Below are 25,842 nucleotides of genomic sequence, written 5' to 3'. Positions count from 1 at the left end.
TAGCTCAATAAGGAAAAGTGCTTTACTCCTTCTTGAAGTAAAGGCCCGTTAGTGAAAACAACTTTATAGTAAATCCATAAAAGATAAAACATGTTTTTTTACTTGTTCTTTCTCATCCTTAGTCAAATCTATTTTAAAGTTCTTTATATCTTCATCTGGAATAAGTATTGTTGAAGGTTCTTGTAGTTCTTCTTTGCGAGTATCTCCATCTATTGCAGGTGATATATAAGTTTTATTACCAGTAGAAAGTATTATTTCCGTTTTTATATAATTACCATCCATATCAAAAAAGTCTTCAATGGATTTAGTATTACCTCTCAGATAGTTTTCCCCCTCTTGGAGAGTAGTTATTGCATTTACCTTTTTAAAACCCCCTTGTAACAGAACTGGTCGCGCGCACCCGTTAGTTGAAGAAGTAAAAAGAGACGCTTATTAAACAATTGCGGCAATTACATTTCTATTGAATTTAAATATTCATGAACTTCCTCTGGCACTTTGAAATTGAATGAAAAATTTTTCAGACTTAATTTAATATAAGGAACATTTTTGTACGTTGTCATAGTAGCAACTTCATTTAAATTATCCTTTTGCTTTTTTGACCAGCTAATTTTAGCGGCATCTTTTCGATAAATTTTAAATGTTTTTCCCGTAATCGCTTCCGAAGGGAGATCAACTGGTTCCCAATCCCAATCATCCATTATTAACGCATCAACAAAGTTTTCAATATCCTTGTTGTCTGAAATTGTTGTAATAATATCGGAATCATCCGATGAGATTATTTCAATTTTTTGAGTTTTTTCGAAATTATTCGCAAAACTATTATCTTCATTTTGCTTTCCTGTACTACATCCCACAAGTAATGTTGATACAATTACCACAATTAAAAACATCAGCAGACCTTTTTTCATATTCTCACTCCCTATCTCTCTTCATAATTGCTGAAAACTATCCAAAATCAAATTATCATTTTAATTACATTCGTTCCATTACTTACATCTTTATATTCCTATTTTACAGTGCGAATGAATTCCTGTTAATGAACCTATGACATATTTTAAGCTAAGGCCTAAGGTGTATATAACTCAACTATTTTCTTCACTGTCAGAATACTCTACTCAACAATCTGGTCCGATTGTTGAACACAAGTTAAACAACGCTCTTAAACTAACCTGCACCGTTAATTCAATAATAAAAGACTTATCTCCTTCTTGAAGTAAAACACACATTATTTAAGTCCAAGATTTCACAATCATTCTTTTGTATTAGTAATTAAATGATTTTCAACTCTTGCCCCCAATCTTCAGGAAGCTGATTATCATTCAAACGGCAAAGGCTGAGTTCCATCGACATCGGTAAAGCCATATTTTCTCGCTAGTTCAGCCACCATTATTGTTTCTCCAGAAAACTTAGATACCGTAGTGTCTGATGCCAATGCTACAACCGCACGACCTACATACGCTGTTGTTTCAGTTGTTCCATCCTCTGGTCCAAAACCTGAATCTATAACTCTTTCTGTTCTCATCCAACCTGGGCAAACAGCAACGGCTGTAACGTTGTAGTCCTTTAATTCCTTTGCCATTCCTAGTGTCATTCGATTGATAGCATTCATAGCTAAATCGTAATATAAATTACTTGAGATTTTGTCTTTGATAAAAAATGTGATATTTACAATTAACCCTTTATGGTGTTGGGCCATCAGAGGTACAGCGTATCGGGTAGTCAGCAAATAAGCTTGCGGTCCAGCAACCATCATAGCATCCCAATGCTCCAGTGGTCGTTCCCAAAAATGCCGTCCATCTCCTAATGGTAGAGAACTTTCGGAACCACCAAATACACTATTGACTAAAATATCAATCCGACCGTGTTCCCTTTCAATTTGCTCAAATAGGTTCCTTATATCATGGTCGCTTGTATGGTCACATTGTATTGCGATGCCTTTACCTCCTCGTGAAGTAACACCATCGGCAGTTTCCTCAATGGTTTCTGGTCGATTATCGGTTGTAGCCCCCTTTACACTTCGACCTGTCACATACACCGTCGCTCCTGCACTGCCTAGTTGAAAAGCAATTCCCCTACCCGCACCACGGGATGCTCCTGTAACAACAGCAATTTTCCCTTGTAATGGTTTCATATTTTCCTAACTCCCTTACCTGTCTCAATTTTATATACAGAAAATATTACTATATTTTTGTTCATAAATAGATTTTGCTAATTCTGCTATCCGATTCCCTACAACGGCATTTGGTTTCCTTGCTTATTATCGCTTGTACACCATACTCTTCTAAAAGGAAGAAAAGACCGGTAGGACCTCCTGTGTTGCCGTATCATATCCATGTGTGACGTGCCAAGGTCTCTGACTCCAAAGAGGTTTTATCCTTATTGTCTTTAACGCTGGATAAAATGTAGCTTTCTGCTGTGCTTAAGGGATCAGCCCTCTCGATTTACTAACAGTTTGGAGCTCAATCCCTTCAACCAGTTGGCTTTCGGCCCCCACCTAACTGTCTACCCCTTAAAGGCTAATGTTACCATTAGCCCTCCAAGACTCGCTACGAGTGAATGGCTAGTTCTTTCTCGACGAGAATCCCACCCGCTATATGATACGACCTAGGATCCGCCGCACAAGCACCCGTTAGCCATCCATGGTTCTTCCATGGTAGTTCAATAAAATATCTTTAACGTTATATTCAACACATTACATCGAAATACCTTCGAATTGAAAAAGGTATGCAAAACAACAATGTTCACATACCTTCCTACATATTCTATTCAGAAAAAACTCACTTACTTCTGGTACGGTTCAGCGTGGTGGATCTAAATGAGGGTTTTTATTCATTTAACGTATCATAGAGGAAATGATTGTGTATTATAGGGATAATTCGTTTATGGTTATGAAACAAGCCAGCATTATATTTAGCCTTCTTACGGGGAATAACCGAGCCTACTTAATGCTAATGCCATTTGATAATACCCCTCACTATTAGGATGAACCCCCCCTTTTGATAATAAAGCTTTTTCATTCCCCTTAAATATGCTATAGATGTCCGCTACTTTAACATTCATTTCCAGACCTAAACGGTTAATCGATGAATTAAACGCTTTAATTGCCTCATCTGCTATCGGTATATCGGGAAATGGATTATATAAATTCGTTAACCGTAAAATGTATTGATCTTGTTTGTCTAGATGGCGAATTCTTTCTAATATTTTTGAGTAATTATTCTGGGATTGATTAATGGCATGAGATATACTGTCTTCGTTTTTATTTATTAAAAATTCTTTAGCAGCATTTATTAAGTCATCTCCTCCAGCCGTTATCGTGATAATATCTGCACAATTTACAGCTTCTGTAACAATCGGGAAATGTAGCATTATTAAAACATCCTCTGTTGTTGCACCTGACATTGCGTGTTTTTGGTAAAAAATAGACTTTTTTAAAATTTGCTGACTCAGGCCTCTATAATATTCAACAAATCCTGGGTCCAAAAAAGGAACACCGATACCAACAGTAAGGGAATCACCAATCGCCAGATAACGTAAAGGATTGAAATCCATATTTCACCTCTAATAATTAGTTGTACTCTTATAGTATTCAAATCAGTTACGATTCGAAACTATTGGGTTATCATTCAGCCAGGCATGAGGGACAACCTATGGTACGGCTCACAATGATATTACTAAGTGAGGTTTTACATACTAATTTTCTTTATTCCTACTGCTAGCAATAGCGTTATCAACAGAAATGTGCTATCTTAAATAGTTTCTGTTAACTCCTTTACTTTGTTGATGCTGGTAATTCATTTACATCTATTTGATAAGAAAAGGTTTTTCTCGCAAAAATATTTTATGGTAAGATGTTTAGGTCGTGTATCTACCATCTGACACATTTACATTCATCTAAGAAAAGAGGTACTTATGCACCCAACTAAATTATCCAAGCAACATTGGTTGCTCATCTTAACGCTTTCTTTATTAACATTTGTTCTCGGGACAAGCGAATTTGTTATTGTCGGAATCTTAACCGATATTTCCACGAGCCTTCAAATGACAAATGCAAAAGCAGGTACACTCGTTTCTGCGTTTGCAATTACGTTTGCCATCGCCACGCCACTAGTGATGTCAGCAACAAGTCATTTTCCAAAGCGTAAATGGATGTTGTTTTTGATAGGTTCTTTCATCGTCCTGAATGCTTTGTGTATAATCTCGACAAGCTACATCACGCTTCTAGCACTTCGGATTATGACAGCAATTGTAACAGGAGTATTAATCTCTCTTGCCATGATTGTTGCTAGTGAAACCATGCCGATTAAACAACGCGGACTTGCTATATCATTCGTTTTTGGTGGTTTCACACTTGCAAATGTCGTTGGAGTGCCTATTGGTATTGTCATCGCCGATTCGTACGGCTGGAATGCCACTTTCATGTTAACTACTTTCCTAGGAGGATTGGCGTTTTTGGCATCCTTTTTCGTCTTGCCTAATAGGCTCAGCCAAGTACGCAGTTCGATACGGGATCAGTTTTCTTTAATGACTAATCCAAGAATTTTGATGGCTTTTTTCATTCCTGCTCTCGGATTTGGAGCAACTTATACCGCCTTTACGTATCTTGTCCCTATCTTGAAGGGAATGGAAGTTCCAAATCATTCAATTAGTTTAGTCTTATTTGGTTACGGATTTATCTCCATTTTCAGCAACATCCTTGCCGGTAAAATTGCCAACCACAATGCAATTGGTCGCCTTCGGTTTGTTTTTCTCGTGCAGGCATTTGTTCTGACAAGTTTATTTTGGACTACAAATCATCTTATTTTAGGACTGACAAACATTGGCTTGATGTCGTTAATGGCCATCCTCTTAACAACATCTACTCAGCTTTATTTAATAGACCTCGCCGGAATTTATCAACCAAAAGCAACAGGTCTTGCTGCTTCACTTATGCCAGTGGCAAGCAACGTAGGTATCGCTTTTGGTTCTGCTTTAGGCGGAATTGTGTACCATCAAGGGAATTTAATGAATGTAACATGGGTCGGTGGGATAGTTGCAGTCTGTGCAAGTCTGCTAACTTTCTTTAGTCATCGTTTAGATCAAAAACAAAAGAAATCAGCATAAAAGGTGAGCAACAAACGCTTGGCATGCTTCCTATGTTATCCAGAAGAACTAAAATCTTTCCATGACATAATTAATGATGTTACAGTAATCCCTTTATAAAAAATTGAAAAAAAGAAGTATCAAGGACGTTTAGTTGTTCTTTGATACTTCTTTAATAAATACAGCTTACTTTGATTTGGTTTCTCTTTTATATTTACAGTAACTATTCTATACAATTTTAACTAAAATGCTTACATTTCAAAGTTATTCTATATTTTATTTAGAATCATCATCATAATTATTATTTGCATATTTAAAATGAAATTATTTACTTCCTAAGAAGTGAGAGTTTAAATTATACAATTAAATTTATGATCTTTAAGAATAATTAAAAACCTCATTTACTTATGATACGGCTCAACATAATTGATCTTAAACTATCCCCTTTAGTTCAATAAGAAAAAAGGCTTTACTCCTTCTTGAAGTAAAGCACCCAGTTGAATAAGCCTTCTCTTTTATTACACATTATGTTCGTACGGTACTTTTATCATTATCGGACGTATACTAATTAAACTAACGATTGGAGATGAAAAAAATGGAACTCATTTTATGGATGACTGTTTTGTCCGGTGCCTTTATCGCAATATTCGCCGATAATAGCAAATGCAAAAAGAATAAATGTTAAACTTTTTCATGTCTACCCGATTCCTTGGTGGATATAGGAACTAAACCATATGTGTACAGATTTCTTTTATTAGACACACATCTTGTTTCCCCCTAATTCCGACTTCTTAGGGGGCTTTTTTGTTGGATAGGTTGTTCAGCTGTGTGTTAACATTATGGAGCTCAATCCCTTCAACCATTTGGCTTTCGGCACGCCACGCCACCTAACTGTCTACGCTTAAAGGCTAATGTTACCATTAGCCCTCCAAGACTCGCTACGAGTGAATGGCTAGTTCTTTCTCAACGGGAATCCCACCCGCTATATGATATGACCTAGGCTCAGCCGCACAAGCACCTCGTTAGTTTAACAAGATTTTAACTAACTTCTTACTGTACCCCATCAAAAAGTGATGAATTAGAAAGTAATAAAACGATTAATGGATAATTAGCCTACATTCATTTATTAGTTGTTATTGCATCAATACCTAATTCACATAGTAATTTTTACTAGTATTAATGGGCATCTTCAAGTATGAGTAAGGTTTCTTGTAAAAATAGCTCTTGTTCAAGTTCATTATTTAATAAGATTCCCTCTTCTACACGGTCATAACGAAATGCACGAATAATTGCTTTTAATTGTGAAAAATTTGCTCCTTCTATTACTTGAAAAGGGCGTTCCTTTGTATATGATTCTATAAACAATTGAAAGCGTTCATCTTCATTTAATTTCCCTTTGTATGGTACATACCAAGAGTGATATACACCAACTGCAATACATTCATTTAGATAAACTTCATTACCAGCTATATTAAAATCAAAAATAGATAGATTCCCATCTATCCCTCGAAGCATATTGTAATAGCAGAAATCTCCTTGAACTGCCACTTGAGGCAAAACACTCCATATCTCATGGATACTTTGGCGATATTCCCTATATAAAAATTCAATTTTAGAAAACAGAGGATGAGACTTATAGTGTTTCATAAAATCTAAAAAGCTTAATTCATTTTCATCATAATCTCCAATCGCATCTGTTTGATTGCCTCCAAACATACTCCACGATGTAGCTGTTATAAATGGAGTTGGTATTTTCATAGATATACAATGTTGAATGCCTAATAAACGACCAATTTCAGCAATTTCCCTATATGTTACGAATTCCATTGGTTCTCCAGATAGGCTTCGTTCTAAAGAAAATACTTTATCATCAGTTTGTATTATGTACGTATCATCTACAAATTTTTCATAATGAGTCACATTCATTCCATGTTCTAATAAAGCGGCTGCATAAATGCAACAAGCTTCCCAATAGGTTTTATCTGCTGGTTCTCCTTTTAAGAAGTATTCTTGTCCTGAATTAATTTTTGCTAAAACACGTTCATTCATTCTTATAATTTCTATATGATTAGGAATGATACCGTATTGTCCGCATAAATCAATAATATTTTGCTTTTCCACCTTATACCTCCATGTTTTAATTAATAACTCTATCCCTTTACTAATCGTTTGGTTTGGTACTTATTAGAGAACCATTTCATTTTACTTTAATAAGATTAAGATAACTACGCCATAGTTTCTTATGATTAAATATTTCATTATGTACTGATAAGCCCTGTTAATTGGTTAGTAACAAAGGCATTATTCCTTAATCTTTTCACGGTGTAATAAAATCCAATTGCCTAGACAAACAGTAATACCGATTAAATGCAAATTTCTAAAAAACGTATCTCCTTCAATAATTGATAATATAAGACCAGTACTAAAAAATACCGAAAATACGAATAAAGGTCCTTTTTTTATCCCTCTTACCTTCTTTTTAATTGCAAGCGCGCCTCCCGACATTTCTAAAAAAATCCTCTAGATATTATTTACTTCGGTAATCTCTCAAAAATATCCTGTTATTGAACTAAACTCAGTTAGTTCAATAAGAAAAAATGCTTTACCCATCTTGAAGTAAAGCACCCGTTAGCTTAAAAAAAAGGAATTGCAGAAGCAATCCCTTTATTTTCAATCAAAATAGTTTATTTTTTACTTCAAGTTAAAAATTCCCTTACCAGTCTCCATATTTATAGGCAATGATGAATGCTCATGAGCTATGACCCAAGATTCATACACTTTTTTTAAACCATATGTGAACCGATTTGTCGTTTGACGAAGTTTCTCCCCAGATTCTTCTTGGTAAGCAGCAAATGTTACAGCACAATGTACAAATGCGAGATATGAATTTTCTTCAACTACTAGGTCATTAAAATCAACTTTAAGTAAAACACCACCCTCACTCAATCCATTAAACCACTCTTGCACACTTTCCTTCCATGAAGAGATCCCCTTGCTCTCCCAGTTCCCCCAGCAATCATAAATATGTATTTCAGAAGCATACATGGATAAGAATTTTTCAACATCTTTTTCGTAAACTGCTGTTTTGTAATTTTCAAGTACGTCTTGAACTTTGAAAAAAACCTCCGTCATTAAGTGCATCCCCTTTACTAATTTCAGAAATGTAAGAATGTTACTCTAAATGAATTCTATACTCAAACATTTTTTCCTTTTTCAACTAACCTACACCGTTAGTTAAATAAGAAAAAAGGTTTTACTCCTTCTTGAAGTAAAGCACCCATTTCCATCTATGCAGCAAAAAACGCTGCACCACAGAGGATGAAAATTGTTTCAGAACGGGTATAGATTACTATGGCTGGCGAAAAAGGTCGATGAACTATGGTGCCTTTAGAGCCCATCCGTTAGTCTGACTCCAACGACCACGGTGCATCACAGACTGTCGCACTCCATGCGAGTAGCACTCATGGGAGATTAATCCTACTTTGGTTATTGCACCAGCCTTGCCTTTATTCTAACAAGAAGGAGTTGGTTCTTGATTTACCTTTTAACTCCATATAAACATTTTGAAGGCCCAGCCTTTTTTAAAAAAGCTTTTTCTGGGTCTTTTTTGATATGCCATTTTATAGATTTTGAGCATTTTTTAATTTTCATATGAGTTCAATAAAAACAGGTGCGTTTTCAAATTAAGTAAATCGCCAGTTAGACTTCTATACAGAAAACAACGCAGAACTGCAGTGGTTGAATAGCGTTTTAGCAATTATGAGCTGATGCATCTGTAATTAAAGCCTATTATAAACACGATTAAAATTCTGCGGCAAAGTTGCTTTCTCGGTCAAATTTTCTGACTTTTCATTGACCATTAATGACTTTCTTTTTTGTTTATTTTTCAGAATTTTTCTTAAATCTTTGGTAGCGATCCCTTCTGCTAACTTATTAAAACAATAAATTAATAACATAAATACTAAAATAGGAGGAATAATCATCCAATATTGCTTTGTCGTAAATACTTCTCTTGAAATAGAAATCATTCCAGATAGCTCATATATTTCAGGAACTAAACGATAAGGAGAGTCCTCATAAAGACTTGCACCCCCAACAAAAAGAGATAATATACCTAAATGAACAAACATTTGTAGAACTTGAACCACATGCTGTGTCCAATACAATAAAAGCTTATTCCATAATTGAGGGTTCAAATGCTTGATAATAATCCAAATTAGTGAGCCCCCCATCACCAGCGAGCTTTGTACATATTCTTTTTTCAGCGCATCATTCATTTCATTTCCAATGAGACTAGTAGTTACCGGTAATACAACAAGGGACATGATCATTATTTGAATAAACAATCTCTCCCCAAGAGTTGTTTCCCAAGTTCCCATAGAAGTGGTCAGGACTGGTACAAGTAAAATAAATACTAGTAATGTCAAAGGTAAAAAGTGCATACCATCAGCTATAGAGTTGATAATTTTTCTGCCTTTTCCGTTTAAAAAGAAAACATAAATAACCCCTAAAATATATCCAGCTACTATACGAACGGTCGCAATAATCAATGTCACGAGAATTGTATACTTAATACCAACTAGTAGTTGTTGGAATATAGAATAACCATATGGGTCCGTACCGAAAATCACGCTTGAAGATGGTGGGTGTGGAGCCCTACTCAAAAGTTTTCCTGCTTCATCATAGACAAAATTAATCTGTTCAATATGATCATCATATAAAAAGAAATAGCCAAAGCTAATTGCTAACAAGGATAATAAAATGAACAGTGGAATCTTGAAGATTAAATTGTTAAAAGGATTGAGTTTTACCTGGAAACTCTTTTTATTTTTCATAAGGAAGATAGATTTCCATTGTTCTTTGTCAAATAAAGGCACATGTATTTTCTCAAAAAGGACATTACGCTCCGTTTCTCCCTTATTTACTATTCTTTCTCCTATTTGATAAAAAATATAAAATGGCGTGAAAATAGAAATTAATATAAAGGTTATGCCTTTTGGACTAAAATCATTGCGTAAATAGTAGAGAATCCCTTGAATCCCAAAAAGATATTCAATGATTAACAAGGAAGACAACGTAAGCCAGACGATTGATTTTGATTGATAGAAGATACTTTTTAAGACATTCGACGTACAATGTCTAATCAAAATTTCCATTTTCGATAACCCTTTAGATTTTGCAAGATCTACATAAGGCTGCTCTATCTCTTCCGCGAACAGTACTACGAAAAGTTTAAAAAATAGGATAGTCGGCACAACAGATAAGCAGAGAATAGGTGCAGCGTAAACCTTCTCCCCACCTAAACTATAAAAAGATAAAAAACGGTAGCCAGTAATTAAATAAACTTGTACAACAGCAATTTGAATAATATATATGTAAGTGAAATCAGGAATGGCCGTAAAAAGTTCAGAAACCCGTGCCATAACTTTTTTAAAAGTCCCTTTGCTATTTGCTGTCATTACTGCAAAGATGAAGGATACGGCTAGAGAAAATAATAACGCGAGAACCAGTATTGTCATAGAGTAAAGATATGGTCCCTTAAAATAACTACCGAGGGAAAATGGAATCGTTTCCATTGTTGTTAACGATGTGTAACTGAGATGCCATTCAGAAGGTGTTATCAATGCCTTACATACACTAATAAACTCTTTAAAAAACAGTTTAAAATTGAAAAGACTTCCTAGAGTAAAGAGAATAGGTGCACAGCTCAATAAAATAATCCCAACGACACCCAGTATATATTTTTGTATAGACAAACTTAAATTTTTCATAATTCCCCCTTAAATCTTTGAGTAAATTCTCTGTTTATTTTTAATACGTTAGATTTAGAAGGAAGTTTCATTTTAAATTGAATATTGTGTATTTTAATTCATTTAGAGATTAAAAAAAGAAGCAATATAAGTCGTTCAGTTGTCAGTCCCCATATCTAACTCCTTTCTGTCTTTAAATTTTTATTTTTTCGATTAGGTTAAGTTCTTTATTCAACTAAACTGCTGCATTAGTTGAATAAGTAAATCTATATTTTATTGAAATTTTGAAGTATAAATCCAATAATGATAAAAAGATTCCAAATGCTATGGAGAATAATTGGAACTAATAATCTATTTGTACGATAATAACAATATGAATAATTGATTGCGTGCATAAATAACAGCAGAAAACTTGAAGAAGTCGTGGGCATATGGACAGTCGAGAAAATTAATGAAGAGAAAATAGATCCTAATAGAATATTGAATTTCTTTGAAGATACTCCAAATAATATTCTTCTAAATATTAACTCTTCTAAAATTGGAGTTATTAAAACAGTATGGATAATAGCTAGTGGGAGATATTTAAAAGCAGTGTTTAGATCGGCAAAGCTTTCGTTAGATGTGTAAAAAACGACAGATGGTAATAATACAATTCTTATAGTTACAACTATATCTAAAAGCACTCCTATAATAATTACTATTATAGATTTCTTAACAGTTGATTTTTTTGTCTCAAAGGTAGCTATTTTTAAATCATCTCTTAATAAATATAATACAGATATTAATATTGTAGAGAGAAGGACCAAATCGAAAATTATGACTAACACATTATCTGCATATTTAAAAGAGTTTTTAAATAATGTTCCTAGAAATGTAAAACTAAAGCACCCATTTGTTGAACAAGAAATATTTAGTTAAATCGTAAGTGACAAACCTTTAGAAATTAAAAAATTCTCTGCTTCTTTAATTCTAATTCCGTTATATCTAACAAATAACTCATAGCGTCTTTTCAACCATTCAAATGTCCTGTCTCTTATATGTGTATCATCTCCACCTTGAATTAACGGTACCACTTTGGTAAAAGAATCAAAACTTAGTAATGCAATAAAGCAATCCAATCGTTCAATTTTCTTTTTGGTAAGAATCTCATATGCATCTATCATTTGCTCTTTGAAATCAACTCCAAACCACGAATACCCCAATACAAGTGTATTTGCTAAATCATAACGATAATCAGATATTCGAGCTTTTTCCCAATCCAAAACATATAAACTTGCATCATCGTCTACTATTATATTCCAAAAATGATAATCGCCATGATTGAGAACTTCATTAAATTTAACACCTCTAAATCTTTCATATAAATTTTCTAGTACTTGCAGATATTTAGGCTCTTCAAACTCCATAACTCTATTTTTTAATCTGTTTATGTAGAGCTTAAGATAATCCTCTTTCCATATATCAGTGTCGCTGAAATTCCATCTTACAGTATCAAGGTCAACTGAATGAATACGAGCTAGTGTTTCACCGAATTTTCGATATGCCCACACAGTTTTCTCGGGGTTCATCAAATACAGTTTATCGAGCGTTAATCCCTCTATCTTCTCCATCAGGACTATTTGATTTTCCTCATCATCAAAATAAACTCTCGGTACATTAATTGAACTACTAATAGCCTTGTTTTTTAATATCGCTAACTCTTTATTAAAGTACTTTTTTCCTGAGTCATTTCTAACGTTTGTAGGGAAATTCTTCAAGACGATATCCTTAGAAAAATTTTCGCCATTTTTAGAATGTATAAGAGTCAGCATTGCTATGTTGTTACTAAAACCGTCTTTGTTAATTACTAAATTATTTATCTTGATATCTGTTTCCATTGAGCTACTTTTTTGTATCAATTGTCTTATGCTCTTATGAATATCTTCACTTTTCATATTTGTCCTCCAGTTACATACCATCTAAGGCTCTTGATCTACCTTTTTAGCGAAATTCCCTTCTTCAACTAAACTGCTTCGTTAGTGAAAAATTGTCTTCACTTATTGAAGAAACGCACCCGTTTGTTGAACAAGAAAGCTTCTTCAATAACATTGTTCTTGATTTGGATCAAACGTTCTCGTCCTCCTTTGTTGATCCGCCTATAGGAAAATCTATAATATTTATTTTATTTACTGGCTTTCCATCCTTGTCTACATAATAAGCCTTTTCTTTGTGCCATGGAATGATAAAGCAGATAAAAAGAGTTTGGAGAATATATCCAAACACTCGTATTTTGTTATTTTTTTTGCTAAAGCCTTGACAGTTGAATTAGGATTGTTAATCCATATGGAAGAATTATCATATCAATGATTTGACATCGGATTTTTATTGAAATATTTTATCTTTATATTTACTTTTACTGACTATTTCCTCTGCATTCGTTTTTGTCCATTCCAATATTGAACTATCTGGGTTGTTTTCAATGAAGCTTTCATTGATTTGATAACCTATTTTGTAATTCGACCATCGTGGAATATCTTTAGCTGGATAACCATAAACAAACCGATTGTAAATTTTATAATCAGAAGAATTACCATTTATACTTAATTCTTCTAAAACCCTAGCAGCTACATCCTCTGGTAGTGGTTGTATCCACGGAGGAATTATCTCAGGATAGAGAGTAGTAGCAAAAGAATCTGCTTTCCCTTCTGTAATTATTGAATCTAATACGCTATTTACACTTTGTTCGCCGTTTAAGGTCATATTGACGGTATGGTGATATTCGTGAGCCATGGTATATTTAATAACTTCTTTTGAAGCAGTCGGGTCAATCATAAGTAAAACGTTATCACCAAAATAAGCAAAACCTGCCACTCCATTCATATTATATGTCGTAAACCAGTTTTCAGGATTAACTGGAAATAGATAAATTGATGTATTTGAACCCGATGATAATATCTCAGCTGATTCCAATATTGCTTCTTCAATCCATTGATTGATTTGTTCATGTTTTTTAAGTAGCTCATTCGTATTTTTTTCCAGTTGTTCTACTTGAGAAGTTGGTCTAAGAGGGTCATTCTCCGTTACTCCTAACTGTAAATAGTGAAGAGAGGATTTATCTTTAAATGGTTCTAAAACATGCTCTGTATAGATAGCTTTTTTATCAAGTTCAGGTTTCTCACTAATTATTCTTGCGTATTCCAACACTTCATCAAAAAATGATATAATCTTAAATTCCTGTCCTTTATATGAAAAATGGTAAGTAGTTTCAATTGGAGTATTGTCATCATCCACTTTCTCATGTTCCTCTTCCTGTATTTCTTTGTTTTGTTCTTTAACTTCTGTACATCCAGATATAAAAATAACCATTAACAACAAAATTGAAAAGTTTATCAAACGTCTCATTCTATTCCTCCATGTCCTTTTTTAGGATGTAGAAAAGGTTTTTTTATTTATATATATGAAACTCTTCTTTCACTAAACCGCTCCGTTAGTGTCAATCTTTTATTCGCAATCTTCAGATTTATTTTAACATAAATATCCAATTCAGGTTAAATAATTTTTATTTATGTGAAGTGGGTTCTTCATTCCATTTTAAGATTAATCAACCTTTCCCTTTAACATAGCCTAAGAAAAAAGAGCTGCCGAAGCAACCAATGATCTTTAACTAAAGCATCCGTTAGTTTACATTTATTATCTCTACCGCTGTGTGTAGTAAATGTGTCCCTAGTGAGGGTGATAACTTGGTAGCAGCCTTTCCTCCATCGGCATTACCCAACCTCTTTGGTACTACGCTGCTATCCGACTCCCTACAACTGCATTTGGTTTCCTTGCTTATTATCGCTTGTACACCATACTCTTCTATAAGAAGAAAAGACCGGTAGGGCCTCCCGAGTTGCCGTATCATATCCATGTGTGACGTGCCAAGGTCTCTGACTCCAGAGAGGTTTTATCCTTCTTGCCTTTAACGATGGATAAAATGTAGCTTTCTGCTGTGCTTAAGGCATCAGCCCTCTCGATTTACTAACATTATGGAGCTCAATCCCTTCAACCATTTGGCTTTCGGCCCGCCACCTAACTGTCTACGCTTAAAGGCTAATGTTACCATTAGCCCTCCAAGACTCGCTACGAGTGAATGGCTAGTTCTTTCTCGACGGGAATCCCACCCGCTATATGATACGACCTAGGCTCGGCCGCACAAGCACTCGTTAGTTTAAGTACAAATCTTCACAATATCTATAAAGTAATAATACACCTGTTGAGTTTGTTACTCTTTTTCCTTTAACAGTATATATAGCCATACAAACATTACTACAATGATTGAAGTGATAATAGAATATCTAAAAATATGAAAGAAAAACTCTGGATAAGGCGTTATAATAAATGAAGTCATCCCATCAATATCAGTTGTGCTTTCTTCTCTTTTCATAAAGACTACTAATAAGAAGAAAGATAAGACCAATGAATATATCCCTGTTTTCACTAAGAGTTTCTCCATTTAAAATCCCCCTAAAATGTAACGTTCTTTGCTCAATAGAGGAAGCTGAACAAAAACATTTGAGTTATTGTTTATTTTCATTTTACCATATTGATCCTGATGTACCTTATTCAACTAATCTGCTTCTTTAGTTTAAGTGTACCATTTCACAATGGATTTCTGAGATCTACTTGATTTTTCGGATAAAAAAACAGACCATCGAAATGATGGTCTTGTCAAACTAAAGCACCCGTTAGTGGAATATCGTTGCAGCGAATCAACAAAAAATAGGGATTATTACGTATAAAATTAGTATATCAAACATATGCTATACCTAAAACTAAAGGCAAGAAGTGAAAAAACGAACTCCTAAGTTCAAAATCAAGAAAAATTCGTCTGTAACACATATTCCACGTTTGATCGTTTCCATCTACATCCCAACTCCCCGTCAAACATTTACCGTTAAAATTTCCCGTAACGATGTTTCAATCATTTTAAAAGAGCATACTATTATGGAATTGAAAAAACTTTAAACACTAACGACTAATTCTTAATGCATAAAATTTATGAAAGGGGATAGAATCATTAATCTTAAAAAAAATATAATGGGTATACTCGTTCTTTCAATATCTAGTGGGATTTGGATGTACTTTCATTATCCAAATAATGAGATTGTATTAGCAATAGAATCCAAAAAAGAATACTCAAATGAAGTACTAATCGAAAATACTAATAATTTAACTAAACAAATAAAGAATGAACTAGAAAAACAAAACTTTGATATTACGTCTATTGGAATACATCTTCAAAACGAAAAAATCAATATTCGAGTAAATGGCACCCAGCAGTATCTAAAAAGTATTGAAAAAAATATTGAAAAAATCGTTTATGAACTTGCACAAAAAACAATTTTTAAAGATTATTCAATTGGAGTTTATAAGGAAATTGTTCCAGCCGATTCCAATAAATCAACATTAGAAATTAACGAACTATTAAATAAGTTAAATATGACAATTCAAGAAAATCTTAAAAATAAGGGATATAAAGAAATTTTAAATATACTTACAGAAGAACAGTCTAAAAAGCTAATTATAGAAATAAACACTTCTTTCCAAAAAAGCAATTTAACTAACACCAATTTAGGCAAAAAAATTGAAACAGAAGTCAAGGAATCTTTAACAGAAATAATTTTGACTGAAAATAAAATGTTAGAGATTAATGTTTATGACATTAATCAAGAAAAAATTAACTAAAACTCTAATCTAATCAAAAAACATGGGGTTGCCTTTTTTCTTATTGAAGTAAAGCACCGGTTAGTTGAATAAGGAGTAATAAGGCTAGTCAGTACCATTTCTTCTTGGTATTTATTATCTAGCCAAATCTCCGAAGGCAGAAGTAAATACTGTTCTTACCTGGATAATGATATCGGTTCTCTGGTATTATCTTTGGTATGTAGATTCTCACGGGTCTTTCCTTCATACCAAGTTCTCTTACCATTAAAGGTCTTTTTAATCTCTTCGTCGCCTTCAAAGTAAATTTCAAAACCTATTTCTTGTTCTTTATAATAATCATACACTTCTTTTTCACTAAGTTCAGAATATAACTTTTTGTAGACAACTACAGTTGGTTGTCCTCCACTACCCCATGGTCCTCCACCGTAGCTAACTCCATAATCAAATCCTTGTTCAAGCACTTTTGTTTTTGGAGGAAGTGGATAAGAAAAGACTTTATTTGCAAACTCTTCAGCAGTCTTTTTATCTTGGCTAAAAAAAGATACAGCTAACCATGAAACTGCTAGAATGATTGATAAGATAATCAAAATCTTTCAAGAAACCACTCCTATCTAGTGCCGTTTTAGGTTCTTTGCTATCTGTAATAGCCATATTACATGAAGCCCAAATGCCATTTACCCTCGAATACCCAAAATTTAATTCTGTTTTTCTGTCGAACCAAAGACTTCATCTACCTCTTTACCGAAAACATGGAATATGTAGTATATCTCTTGTTCTTTTGTAGCGATACCTGACGCTAAACCACGACTACTTTTTGAAGAATCTTGAATATACATCAAAACATTATGATCATGGTCAACTTTTGAAAAGTCACCCTTTTTCCAACGTTTTAATATATCTAAATAATTTTCATAATGCTCATATTTGTCTTTGTTTTCTTCTACCATCTGTAACAAAATATCGATTCTTTCTGGTGTTATCATAATTGAACTTTCTTTTTCCTCAGCAATAATTTTTTGGTGCGTCATTTGTTGCATCACTTCTTCCACTAGATTGTCAACAAACGGTTCATTTCCACTTTTCCATTCATCAATCATCTTGGCATGAAAAGTATTATCAAAACCACGGATAGAATCCACTGTCGATACAAACTCTTTTTTTTCATCTTCTTTTAAAGTGCTATCTAATTCATTTTCAATAATTTTAGAAGACTCTTTTTCATAGTTCTTTTCCATAAATAAATATGTACCGCCTATACTTAACAATGCCGTTAAGGCAACTAGACCTAAAACACGAATCCACTTCATTTTTTTTACCACCTTTATTAATAGTTACCCCCAAAAGAGGCATACCCATCATACAGTTAGAACTTTCATTTCCCCTCCTTTATTTACATTATATTCTAACTATTTAAAACCACAATCACTTTAAAGAATTCTTCAACTAAACTGCTTCGTTAGTTCAATAAGAAAAAAGAGCCTCCTAAGAAGCCCCTGTTGTTGAACTAAAGCACCCGTTCGTATTATAAGGTCAGCCAGATATTTCTGGTTGACCTTTTTTTATATCGATATATGATTGCGGTAGCCGGGGTAGAACGTAAGCACCCGTGGGGCTAATGATCCCGTCAACTAAACAGTTCGCCCCCTACTTGTAGAAACATGATTGAGGCTGGTTGGGACTCTGATCTCGTATAACAAGCGAAGCTATGATACTACATGTAGGAATAGGGGTTACCGGTTAATTGTATGACAAGGAGGAAAATAATGATGAATCCAGTAATTGGTCTGGATGTGGCAAAAGGCGAAAGTCAGGTTCAAGCATTCTCGGATAAAAAACAACCGTATAAAAAGAGCTTTAAAGTAGCACATACACTGGAAGGGCTGACAATTCTTTTAGAGTTTATTAGAGAAATAGAAGAGTCTTCTGGAGAAAGGCCCCCTATTGTTTTGGAATCTACTGGCCATTATCATACGCCAGTCGTCCAATTTTTCGAAGATAGAGGATATTTAATAATCATGGTTAATCCACTCATTTCGTATCGAGCAAAGAGTTCCAGTTTACGTAAAGTAAAGACGGATATCATTGACGCTCGTCATCTCTGCGAGATGTTTTATAAAGAAGACCTAGAGCCTTATAAACAGCGAGGAATCCAGCTATTAAATTTAAGTCATCTCACAAGACAACACGAAAATATTACAGGTATGTATGTACAAACTAAACTACAATTCCAATCTGTTTTAGATCAAGTATTTCCTGAATACTGTGGAGTTTTTGGAGATCTGTATTCAGATGTCTCCTTACTGACCTTACAAGCATTTCCTACTTCTGAGGAAGTGAGGGCAATAAGTGAAGAAACAATGGCCAAAAAAATAAAGGAATTCTGTAAAAGTCGTTCTCAAAAATGGGCAAACAGTCAGTCAGAAAAGTTAAAGGCTGCCGCAAATCGCAACCCATTCCAGAAAACCTTATACAATAGTCTTATCTTAAGCATGAATATGTATATTAAGATGCTTCTGGAATATAAAAAACATCTATCCCATCTGGAAAGAGAGATAGATGCTTTAGCGAAAAGCATGGAAGAATATAAGATTCTCCAATCCATCCCCGGTATCGGCGAGAAAATCGCGGCAACGATTATTTCTGAGATTGGGGAAATTGATCAGTTTAATCACCCTAAAAAGCTAATTGCCTTTGCAGGAATTGATCCAAGTGTTTTTGAATCTGGTACATTCAAAGGTACTTTGAATCGGATTACCAAAAGAGGTTCTAGTAGACTACAACATGCCTTATATATGGCCGTTAAAAGTGCCATTCGTGATTGTCGCAGGAAGAAAACGACAGATGAACTCATTCCTCGAAATAAGAAGTTACGAGAGTTTTATGATAAGAAACGTGAAGAAGGAAAGCCCTTTAAAGTAGCTGTAATAGCATGTGCAAATAAGCTTTTACATTGGATCTATGCACTTTAAAAAGCAAATCAGATTTCCAAGATCTAGCCTAGTTCTAAAATATATCCAAAGAGCCTAAACCCTTCCAAACACAGAAAATTGAAAGGTTATTTGGCATGCACAAATTTAGTATAGCACGAACTATTTTGTTTTTTATTAATAAATATTGACAAACTATTGGCTGGTTTAGTTTAAGTACAGTTCTTCACAAACTTTTAAATTCATTGAGTAAAAAATAAATCAAAATCGCCCCGTTTATTTATCAAAAATTAATTCTTTTCAATAAAACTTTAGTAGAAAATTGATACATTAATGAAATTATAAATGCAACAATACAAGGATACCCAATTATCACCACTGGGTTCATATGTTCAACTAAGCTAACTTCTCCCCATTCTAACCATAACCCCCATCCCATTCCAAGAGAACTTAAAATCAAACTTATTGTAAATACAAAATATAATCTTTTTTTAAATAATCCAACGAATATATTCGCAATAAGAAAATAAAAGGCTAAGATAAAGATTGATAGATACAAACTAAATCCTTTTAGACCCGGTATTACAACAGTAAATGTGATACCAGTAGTAAAGACAATCCCTATCATATTTAATATCAAAAACTTTAACCATTTTTCTTGTACTTGTTCGTAAAAATTTTCATCTGACTTTTTCAATGAGTACACTTCCTTACGAAATATTATTAGTAAAGACTTTATAAGTTTGTTATTCAACTAAACTGCTTCATTAGTATGAATAAGGAAAAGGGCTTTTCTCCTTCTTGAAGTAAAGCACCCGTTAGCCATTCATGCAGCACAAAAAAATGCTGCACCACAGAGAATGAAAATGGTTAGGAAGTGTCAATACTGATACTGACCTTAATCCAGTCAACCGTAATCCATAGACTTATTTACGCTCTCCTCTTTTTTTAAACGATTAAGTAGGGGTCTTCTTAAGTATTGTCATTTTTCATTTCTTGAAGAACTAATTTTCATGGGAGTTATAGATAAGACTTACACAATAATTGCATAAGTCATAATTTCTTACGTTTTCGTTCTAAAAATATTGGTGCTATATTTAGCAAGATAGAAACAATTGTCAAAAACCAAAATGCCCTTGCCATACCAGGTATTACATCCGATAAAGCTGCCCAATCTTCCACTTTTACCCACCGAGTTAGATAACTGTAATCTGCACAAATTGTTAATGCTGTAAATGATAATGCCATCGCCATAGCAAGCTTATAATCCTTTCCTGCTGCATACAAAGAAAGATTTATAACAGTTACTACTATTGCAATAACTCCTAATATTGCCCACATAACTATACCCCCATTTATTTTTGTCATGTAATAATACTAATGTGCATCATCTCAATTTTTTGCATTACTTTTTTTATTAGACATCTTATTTCGAAGTAAAGTTCCAACTTTAAATAAATTTTCCATATAAAATTATCAAAAATCCATTTTTTTTTATTCAACTAACCTGCATCTTTAGTTTAAGTGTAACATTTCACAAGGCATATCTGAGATCAACTTAATGTTTTGGGCATAAAAATAGACCATCGAAATGATGGCCATATTTTGCTAAAGCACCCGTTAGCCATCCATGCAGCACAAAAAAATGCTGCACCACAGAGAATGAAAATGGTTAGGAAGTGTCAATACTCATACTGACCTTAATCCAGTCAACCGTAATCCATAGAATTATTTACGCTCTCCTCTTTTTTTTAACGATTAAGTAGGGGGCTTCTTAAGTATTGTCATTTTTCATTTCTTGAGGAACTAATTTTCATGGGAGTTGAACAAGGAAATATATAGTTTGTGTATTGCTTTTACCAAGATAAATCGTCAACATGACCTACCTGAATTTTAAATGCCTTCAAGTCCATTTTGGATTTTATAATCATATCTTGATAAATCTTCTTTACTCCAGCTTTTTTTTGTTCTGTAACTACTTCGTTATCTGGAATCATAACAATAAGTCTAATATCATTTTTGGAATTAAACATTCCTCCTGTTGGATAGCTATATCCCGCTTTTCTCAATTCTTCTCCAACTTGGTCAAAGAACCCTCCCTCTTTTTGGAGCGATGCGATAAAGTATTCTAATTCTATTTGTTCTTCTTCGGATAATTGCGAAATAGAGTAACTATCTTCTTTTTCTGTTCCTTTCGCCTGAGTATAAAAAATAACAGCTATTATCAGTAAGAGGGAGCCAAGGACGACTGTACTAAGCTTTCTTTTTTTCACACAACATCTCCTTTATTAAGGATATGGTTGTATATACAAAGAAAATAACCGATTAAACCTTTTACACAAAACAATCCTGTAAAAAACATTAGAAAATGTTCCTTCTTCAACTAAACTGTTGCTTTAGTTCAATAACAAAAAAGCTTTACCCCTTCTTGAAGTAAAGCCCCGTTAGTATAGAACCTAACATATTTATTTTTGCAATCATTACAATACTTTTTTGGGTAGCTAATTCATTACAAGTTATTAAAGAAAACAAGAAGTAGCAAATCGGTAGATGAAAGTGGTATTGAACCAAAACAACATGCAGAGTAATGATAAGAGTATGTGAATGATTGTACTTTATCTGAAATAATAGTATATAAAATTAAAAACCCAAGAAACATAGCCATACTACTAATATTTGTACCTGTAAAAAGTTTAGAAAAAAACTTCAATAACAACACTCCACTCTATGATTTACTTGATGTTGACTTTAACTTTTTATTCAACTAACCTGCCCCGTTAGCCATCCATGCAGCACAAAAAAATGCTGCACCACAGAGAATGAAAATGGTTAGGAAGTGTCAATACTGATACTGACCTTAATCCAGTCAACCGTAATCCATAGACCTTATTTACGCTCTCCTCTTTTTTTTAACGATTAAGTAGGGGTCTTCTTAAGTATTGTCATTTTTCATTTCTTGAAGAACTAATTTTCATGGGAGTTTAAGTGAAACACTTCACAATCTGTAGTTATTTCAACATAAATACCAAAAAAAAAAGTCACCTCTCAGAGAAACTAGAGAGGCGATTTTAACCATTTTATTAAATTCAATCTAAAATTTGAATACTATAAAATTTCTTGTAAATATCAGTAACTTACTTTAATACAAGGTTACCAACTTTAATGTTACTGGACAATTTCCCAATAAACTAAACAATCTAATTCTAATTGTCTCTAAATTAATTTTAAATCATATTTTACTGCTCTTGATTTAAACGCATTAATTCCGCCTTCCATAATCGAACAAATAGATTCTTTAATATCATGTTCATCAATGCTACCAAAATTTTTGGGGTTAAATGTAAGTCCATTGGAATCCATTACATTAACCAGATCTGAGTCAGCATTAACAGGTATATTTGCATTATGAGTTACTATTATTATTTGTCTATTGTTTTTCGATTTGATAATTCTATCTACAATAAGAGAATATATTAGTGAATTATCTAAATCATCTTCAGGTTGATCTAGAATTAGTGGGCTATCTCCTGTGCTTAAAATTAATGTTAAAATTGCAGATGTTTTCTGACCGGCTGATGCGTTACTCAATGGTGTGAAATTTGCCCTTTCACTTACCTTGTATAACATCACTACCTCATCTTCTGGTAAAAGTATCTCCAAAGATTCTATCTTTTGTTTTTCTAAATTTTGTAGAACCTTTACGAACTTCCCTGATAATTCTAGGGAATTCACTCCATTATTACTCATGTCCCTTATTATGTTTACTAATTCTGTTAATTTTTGTAGCGTATTCCCCTCTTTGATAAATTCTATAATTTTTTCAAAATCACTATCAAATCCTGTTGGTTTTAATAAATGCTCTCGGAGAATTTGTTCATAATTTTTATAGTCTCTAAATGCCTTTACATCCCCTTTTAACAATTGGTTATCTTCTAACACATTATTAATAAAACTATGTCTTAAAGTGCGTATATCTCTTCTATTGCCTAAAATTGCTTGAATATTTTCTTGATTTTCCTTTTTTAAACTGGTTATCTTGGTTTCTACTTCTTTTAATTCTACTAATAACTTTTGAATCATATGAATTTCATCTGTTATTTGTTTTCTATGTGTTAATAGTTGATTCATGTTACCCTGTTCATGCTGTTTTACTTCTAATTTTTGCTTGTGTTCCTTGAAATTACTTATCCATTTAGAAGTATCTAGAGAAAATCTTAATGTTTCTTTAAAGTCTTCTAAAGACTTAATTTCCCTTAATAGAAGGTCATCGTGACTTGTTAGAAAACCCTCTATACTAGAATTAATCAAATTAATATCTTCTTCATATTCAGCTCTAAATTGTTCTTTATTTATAAAATCTATATTTGAGTTTAAAATATTTTTTAAAGCTTCTATTTTAGTATCAACTGATTCTATTAATAATTTAAAACTTTCGTTTTCCTCAGTAAATTTTTTGTCATTTTCCAATATCTCAATGACTTCTGGAACATTGATTTTTTCATTTTCTATTTCTAATTCTTTTAGTCTAACTTCCAGACTGGAGTTTTTTGATAAACTTTTCTCAAGTTCAACAATTTTGAACAAGTTGTTGTTATAGTTATTTTCTAAATTCTTTAACGTTTGTTTCTTACCTTCTACCTCTGTGATACTCGAATCAATAAAGTTTCTTAACGCATCTGATCTTCTGGATATGTCATAGATTTGTTTTTGAGAAAATAATTTTATGTTTAATCGTTCTAAGAATTCAGCTATTTCATCCGATGGTATTTCAGATGTTTCTCCGTTAGAATACTCCACTGTTAATCCATACTTTGGCACTCCACTGTTGAAATTAAAACTTAAAATATATTTTGACTCACCGACTACAATTTTCATCCTTGTTTTTGTGTGATCAGTGAAAACCCCTAAATCACCAGAATTTTTACTACAAAATTCACTATGATCTCTTAAAATATCTTCGTGCTTTTTTAAGTCATCTACCATATTTAGTGTATTTCTCATTAGTCTTAAAATCCCTGATTTACCAGTACCTCTACCCCCAATAATAGTTGTCAACTGAGGATTAAAATTAATAACATTTCGATTTCCTAAGTTATAAATTGTATCTAATATTTCTAAATCCTTAATATATGTATCAGAATTGAATTTAGTATCCTCAATATAATCAAAATCATTAATTATGCGTATATTAGGCATTAATAGAGCTTGCTTTAAACTTTCAATAGTAATTTCCTCATTCATTTTAATCCAACTAAACCGACTACCTATACCATTCAATCCGTGTTTTGGATCCTTATCAGCTGCAGGATTATCTGAAAAAGTTAACTTAGCAATAGGCTTGTCCCTATAAAATTGAGCAGTTTTAACCCAGGGTTTCCAAATGTCTACTCCAACTTGATTATATAAATCATCAAATAACCTCTGTAATTCTTCCTCTGCTGGAAGTGAACTTTGATATAAAAAATCATGTACAACTTGGACACCAAAAATATTTTTATCTAAACAAACTGCTTCTTTATGTTCGTGAGATAAAGGAGATAAACCTGCAAACTGATCGATATGTGCAGCAATGGCTAATCCCCCTCTTTCATTAGCTTTCTCAGCTACTTCAAAAATACTAAGATTAGTACTGGTTGATTCTTTTGCTCTATCTTCTCCGAATATTCCAATATATGTTAAAAATTCATTCACGTAAGAACTATTCTTCGAAGGATCAAATATAATTAAAACGTGTTGTTTTGAATCTCCACAAGTTACTTCAACACCAGGAAATACAATTATTTTCCCTTCAGCTGCAGTCTTAATCTCATCAATTCCATCTCCAGTATTATGATCTGTAACAGCAACACACTGGAGTCCCTCATCTATACATTTTTGAATCCATTGTTCTGCTGTGATAGTTTTATCACGAAAGCACTCACTAACAGTTGTATGCAAATGCAAATCACATTTATACCATCTCAAACCTCGAAACACTTCCACTTAATCCCCTCCTATAAAACAATTATATAGAAGTTAACTTTTATTAGAAAGATTAGTTTTCTGTTTAATCACACTAGTCAAGAGAACGAAACAATACACTCCTATCAAAGCGTTTGATTTAGGTAGTACTAATCAAGCGAATTGGTAGAACACCGCCAATATATACATGTTATTTCACAAGAAAATAATACTTCACATAAAAATGAGCTGAAATGTAGCCCGTAGCTCTATATTTAAAGACGCATTTGAAAAAAATTAGTAAAGTCAAGTTGACCATATTTCTCTTTAAATATATCTTTTTTATTTTATTTATTAAATTTGTGAGAGTGTAAAATATTTTGTGTAAATGAATAAATACAAAAAAGGAAGACCTTTTCTTGGTAGAATTAAGTCACCACAACCAATCCTAGAAAAGA

General features: G+C 33.1%; 20 protein-coding genes and 1 pseudogene. 3 read left to right on the top strand and 18 right to left on the bottom strand.

The annotated features are described in order from the left end of the window. Positions 1–63: 63 nt before the first annotated feature. The 4 genes from ACIQYS_RS20330 to ACIQYS_RS20315 form a co-directional block, all read right to left on the bottom strand. Entirely contained in the window at positions 64–282 is a 219-nt protein-coding gene (locus tag ACIQYS_RS20330; protein WP_402984175.1) for a hypothetical protein, read from the bottom strand. A 167-nt stretch (positions 283–449) separates the two neighbouring features. After that, entirely contained in the window at positions 450–908 is a 459-nt protein-coding gene (locus ACIQYS_RS20325; RefSeq protein WP_402984172.1) for a hypothetical protein, read from the bottom strand. Between the two features lie 407 nt (positions 909–1,315). Next, complete coding sequence (locus ACIQYS_RS20320) at positions 1,316–2,131, bottom strand: SDR family NAD(P)-dependent oxidoreductase (protein WP_402984169.1); 816 nt, start codon at positions 2,129–2,131, stop codon at positions 1,316–1,318. A gap of 788 nt (positions 2,132–2,919) precedes the next feature. Next, the gene (locus ACIQYS_RS20315; RefSeq protein ID WP_402984167.1) at positions 2,920–3,552 is read right to left on the bottom strand and encodes a GDSL-type esterase/lipase family protein; all 633 of its coding nucleotides are present in this window, start codon (positions 3,550–3,552) and stop codon (positions 2,920–2,922) included. Positions 3,553–3,912: 360 nt separating this feature from the next. On the opposite strand from ACIQYS_RS20315, the gene ACIQYS_RS20310 reads away from it, so the two are divergent. After that, positions 3,913–5,103 carry an MFS transporter gene (locus ACIQYS_RS20310; RefSeq protein WP_402984164.1) on the top strand — a complete coding sequence of 397 codons (1,191 nt, stop codon included), beginning with the start codon at positions 3,913–3,915 and terminating at the stop codon, positions 5,101–5,103. A 1,155-nt stretch (positions 5,104–6,258) separates the two neighbouring features. Here the strand turns inward: ACIQYS_RS20310 and ACIQYS_RS20305 are convergent. The 8 genes from ACIQYS_RS20305 to ACIQYS_RS20270 all read right to left on the bottom strand — a co-directional run bounded on the left by ACIQYS_RS20305 (position 6,259) and on the right by ACIQYS_RS20270 (position 15,306). Further along, positions 6,259–7,203, bottom strand: a complete 945-nt coding sequence (locus ACIQYS_RS20305; protein ID WP_402984161.1) for an aminoglycoside phosphotransferase/kinase family protein — start codon at positions 7,201–7,203, stop codon at positions 6,259–6,261. 180 nt (positions 7,204–7,383) lie between these two features. Then, entirely contained in the window at positions 7,384–7,587 is a 204-nt protein-coding gene (locus ACIQYS_RS20300; protein WP_402984157.1) for a hypothetical protein, read from the bottom strand. Between the two features lie 186 nt (positions 7,588–7,773). Continuing rightward, positions 7,774–8,214, bottom strand: coding sequence for a YybH family protein (locus ACIQYS_RS20295; protein WP_402984154.1), 441 nt, complete (start codon positions 8,212–8,214; stop codon positions 7,774–7,776). A 647-nt stretch (positions 8,215–8,861) separates the two neighbouring features. Continuing rightward, positions 8,862–10,853 carry an ABC transporter permease subunit gene (locus ACIQYS_RS20290; protein WP_402984152.1) on the bottom strand — a complete coding sequence of 664 codons (1,992 nt, stop codon included), beginning with the start codon at positions 10,851–10,853 and terminating at the stop codon, positions 8,862–8,864. Positions 10,854–11,098: 245 nt separating this feature from the next. Next, positions 11,099–11,515: a CPBP family intramembrane glutamic endopeptidase gene (locus ACIQYS_RS20285; RefSeq protein ID WP_402984209.1), complete on the bottom strand. Its 417-nt coding sequence runs from the start codon at positions 11,513–11,515 to the stop codon at positions 11,099–11,101. A 231-nt stretch (positions 11,516–11,746) separates the two neighbouring features. Next, complete coding sequence (locus ACIQYS_RS20280) at positions 11,747–12,766, bottom strand: aminoglycoside phosphotransferase family protein (protein ID WP_402984149.1); 1,020 nt, start codon at positions 12,764–12,766, stop codon at positions 11,747–11,749. A gap of 427 nt (positions 12,767–13,193) precedes the next feature. Further along, on the bottom strand, positions 13,194–14,213 hold the full coding sequence (locus ACIQYS_RS20275) for a DUF2268 domain-containing putative Zn-dependent protease (protein ID WP_402984147.1): 1,020 nt from the start codon (positions 14,211–14,213) through the stop codon (positions 13,194–13,196). Between the two features lie 862 nt (positions 14,214–15,075). After that, positions 15,076–15,306 (bottom strand): hypothetical protein, encoded by a 231-nt coding sequence (locus ACIQYS_RS20270; protein ID WP_402984144.1) that lies wholly within the window; start codon positions 15,304–15,306, stop codon positions 15,076–15,078. Between the two features lie 623 nt (positions 15,307–15,929). Here ACIQYS_RS20270 and ACIQYS_RS20265 point away from each other — a divergent pair. Continuing rightward, the gene (locus ACIQYS_RS20265) at positions 15,930–16,538 is read left to right on the top strand and encodes a hypothetical protein (protein ID WP_402984141.1); all 609 of its coding nucleotides are present in this window, start codon (positions 15,930–15,932) and stop codon (positions 16,536–16,538) included. 155 nt (positions 16,539–16,693) lie between these two features. Here the strand turns inward: ACIQYS_RS20265 and ACIQYS_RS20260 are convergent, their stop codons facing one another. Continuing rightward, complete coding sequence (locus ACIQYS_RS20260; protein ID WP_402984138.1) at positions 16,694–17,104, bottom strand: hypothetical protein; 411 nt, start codon at positions 17,102–17,104, stop codon at positions 16,694–16,696. A gap of 108 nt (positions 17,105–17,212) precedes the next feature. Next, the gene (locus ACIQYS_RS20255; RefSeq protein WP_402984136.1) at positions 17,213–17,824 is read right to left on the bottom strand and encodes a DUF6241 domain-containing protein; all 612 of its coding nucleotides are present in this window, start codon (positions 17,822–17,824) and stop codon (positions 17,213–17,215) included. A gap of 459 nt (positions 17,825–18,283) precedes the next feature. On the opposite strand from ACIQYS_RS20255, the pseudogene ACIQYS_RS20250 reads away from it, so the two are divergent. After that, a pseudogene (locus ACIQYS_RS20250) lies at positions 18,284–19,518 on the top strand (IS110 family RNA-guided transposase). Between the two features lie 209 nt (positions 19,519–19,727). Here the strand turns inward: ACIQYS_RS20250 and ACIQYS_RS20245 are convergent. The 4 genes from ACIQYS_RS20245 to ACIQYS_RS20230 all read right to left on the bottom strand — a co-directional run bounded on the left by ACIQYS_RS20245 (position 19,728) and on the right by ACIQYS_RS20230 (position 25,426). Next, a complete protein-coding gene (locus ACIQYS_RS20245; RefSeq protein ID WP_402984134.1) occupies positions 19,728–20,141 on the bottom strand; it encodes an ABC transporter permease in 414 nt (137 codons plus the stop codon). Positions 20,142–20,497: 356 nt separating this feature from the next. After that, a complete protein-coding gene (locus tag ACIQYS_RS20240; RefSeq protein WP_402984131.1) occupies positions 20,498–20,785 on the bottom strand; it encodes a hypothetical protein in 288 nt (95 codons plus the stop codon). A gap of 515 nt (positions 20,786–21,300) precedes the next feature. Next, a complete protein-coding gene (locus ACIQYS_RS20235; RefSeq protein ID WP_402984128.1) occupies positions 21,301–21,717 on the bottom strand; it encodes a hypothetical protein in 417 nt (138 codons plus the stop codon). Between the two features lie 940 nt (positions 21,718–22,657). Continuing rightward, a complete protein-coding gene (locus ACIQYS_RS20230; protein WP_402984125.1) occupies positions 22,658–25,426 on the bottom strand; it encodes a TrlF family AAA-like ATPase in 2,769 nt (922 codons plus the stop codon). Between the last annotated feature and the right edge of the window lie 416 nt (positions 25,427–25,842).

It is taken from the genome of Psychrobacillus sp. NPDC096426 (assembly GCF_044762745.1).
Taxonomy (GTDB): domain Bacteria; phylum Bacillota; class Bacilli; order Bacillales_A; family Planococcaceae; genus Psychrobacillus.
Note: the sequence above shows the minus strand (reverse complement) of the source record. Positions and strands in the feature narration are given on the sequence as shown.

Bases quoted from the DNA above. Each gene is read 5' to 3' on its own strand.
- ACIQYS_RS20330 (WP_402984175.1), bottom strand. From the start codon at position 282: ATGGATGGTAATTATATAAAAACGGAAATAATACTTTCTACTGGTAAT.
- ACIQYS_RS20325 (WP_402984172.1), bottom strand. From the start codon at position 908: ATGAAAAAAGGTCTGCTGATGTTTTTAATTGTGGTAATTGTATCAACA.
- ACIQYS_RS20320 (WP_402984169.1), bottom strand. From the start codon at position 2,131: ATGAAACCATTACAAGGGAAAATTGCTGTTGTTACAGGAGCATCCCGT.
- ACIQYS_RS20315 (WP_402984167.1), bottom strand. From the start codon at position 3,552: ATGGATTTCAATCCTTTACGTTATCTGGCGATTGGTGATTCCCTTACT.
- ACIQYS_RS20310 (WP_402984164.1), top strand. From the start codon at position 3,913: ATGCACCCAACTAAATTATCCAAGCAACATTGGTTGCTCATCTTAACG.
- ACIQYS_RS20300 (WP_402984157.1), bottom strand. From the start codon at position 7,587: ATGTCGGGAGGCGCGCTTGCAATTAAAAAGAAGGTAAGAGGGATAAAA.
- ACIQYS_RS20295 (WP_402984154.1), bottom strand. From the start codon at position 8,214: ATGACGGAGGTTTTTTTCAAAGTTCAAGACGTACTTGAAAATTACAAA.
- ACIQYS_RS20290 (WP_402984152.1), bottom strand. From the start codon at position 10,853: ATGAAAAATTTAAGTTTGTCTATACAAAAATATATACTGGGTGTCGTT.
- ACIQYS_RS20280 (WP_402984149.1), bottom strand. From the start codon at position 12,766: ATGAAAAGTGAAGATATTCATAAGAGCATAAGACAATTGATACAAAAA.
- ACIQYS_RS20275 (WP_402984147.1), bottom strand. From the start codon at position 14,213: ATGAGACGTTTGATAAACTTTTCAATTTTGTTGTTAATGGTTATTTTT.
- ACIQYS_RS20270 (WP_402984144.1), bottom strand. From the start codon at position 15,306: ATGGAGAAACTCTTAGTGAAAACAGGGATATATTCATTGGTCTTATCT.
- ACIQYS_RS20265 (WP_402984141.1), top strand. From the start codon at position 15,930: ATGTACTTTCATTATCCAAATAATGAGATTGTATTAGCAATAGAATCC.
- ACIQYS_RS20255 (WP_402984136.1), bottom strand. From the start codon at position 17,824: ATGAAGTGGATTCGTGTTTTAGGTCTAGTTGCCTTAACGGCATTGTTA.
- ACIQYS_RS20240 (WP_402984131.1), bottom strand. From the start codon at position 20,785: ATGTGGGCAATATTAGGAGTTATTGCAATAGTAGTAACTGTTATAAAT.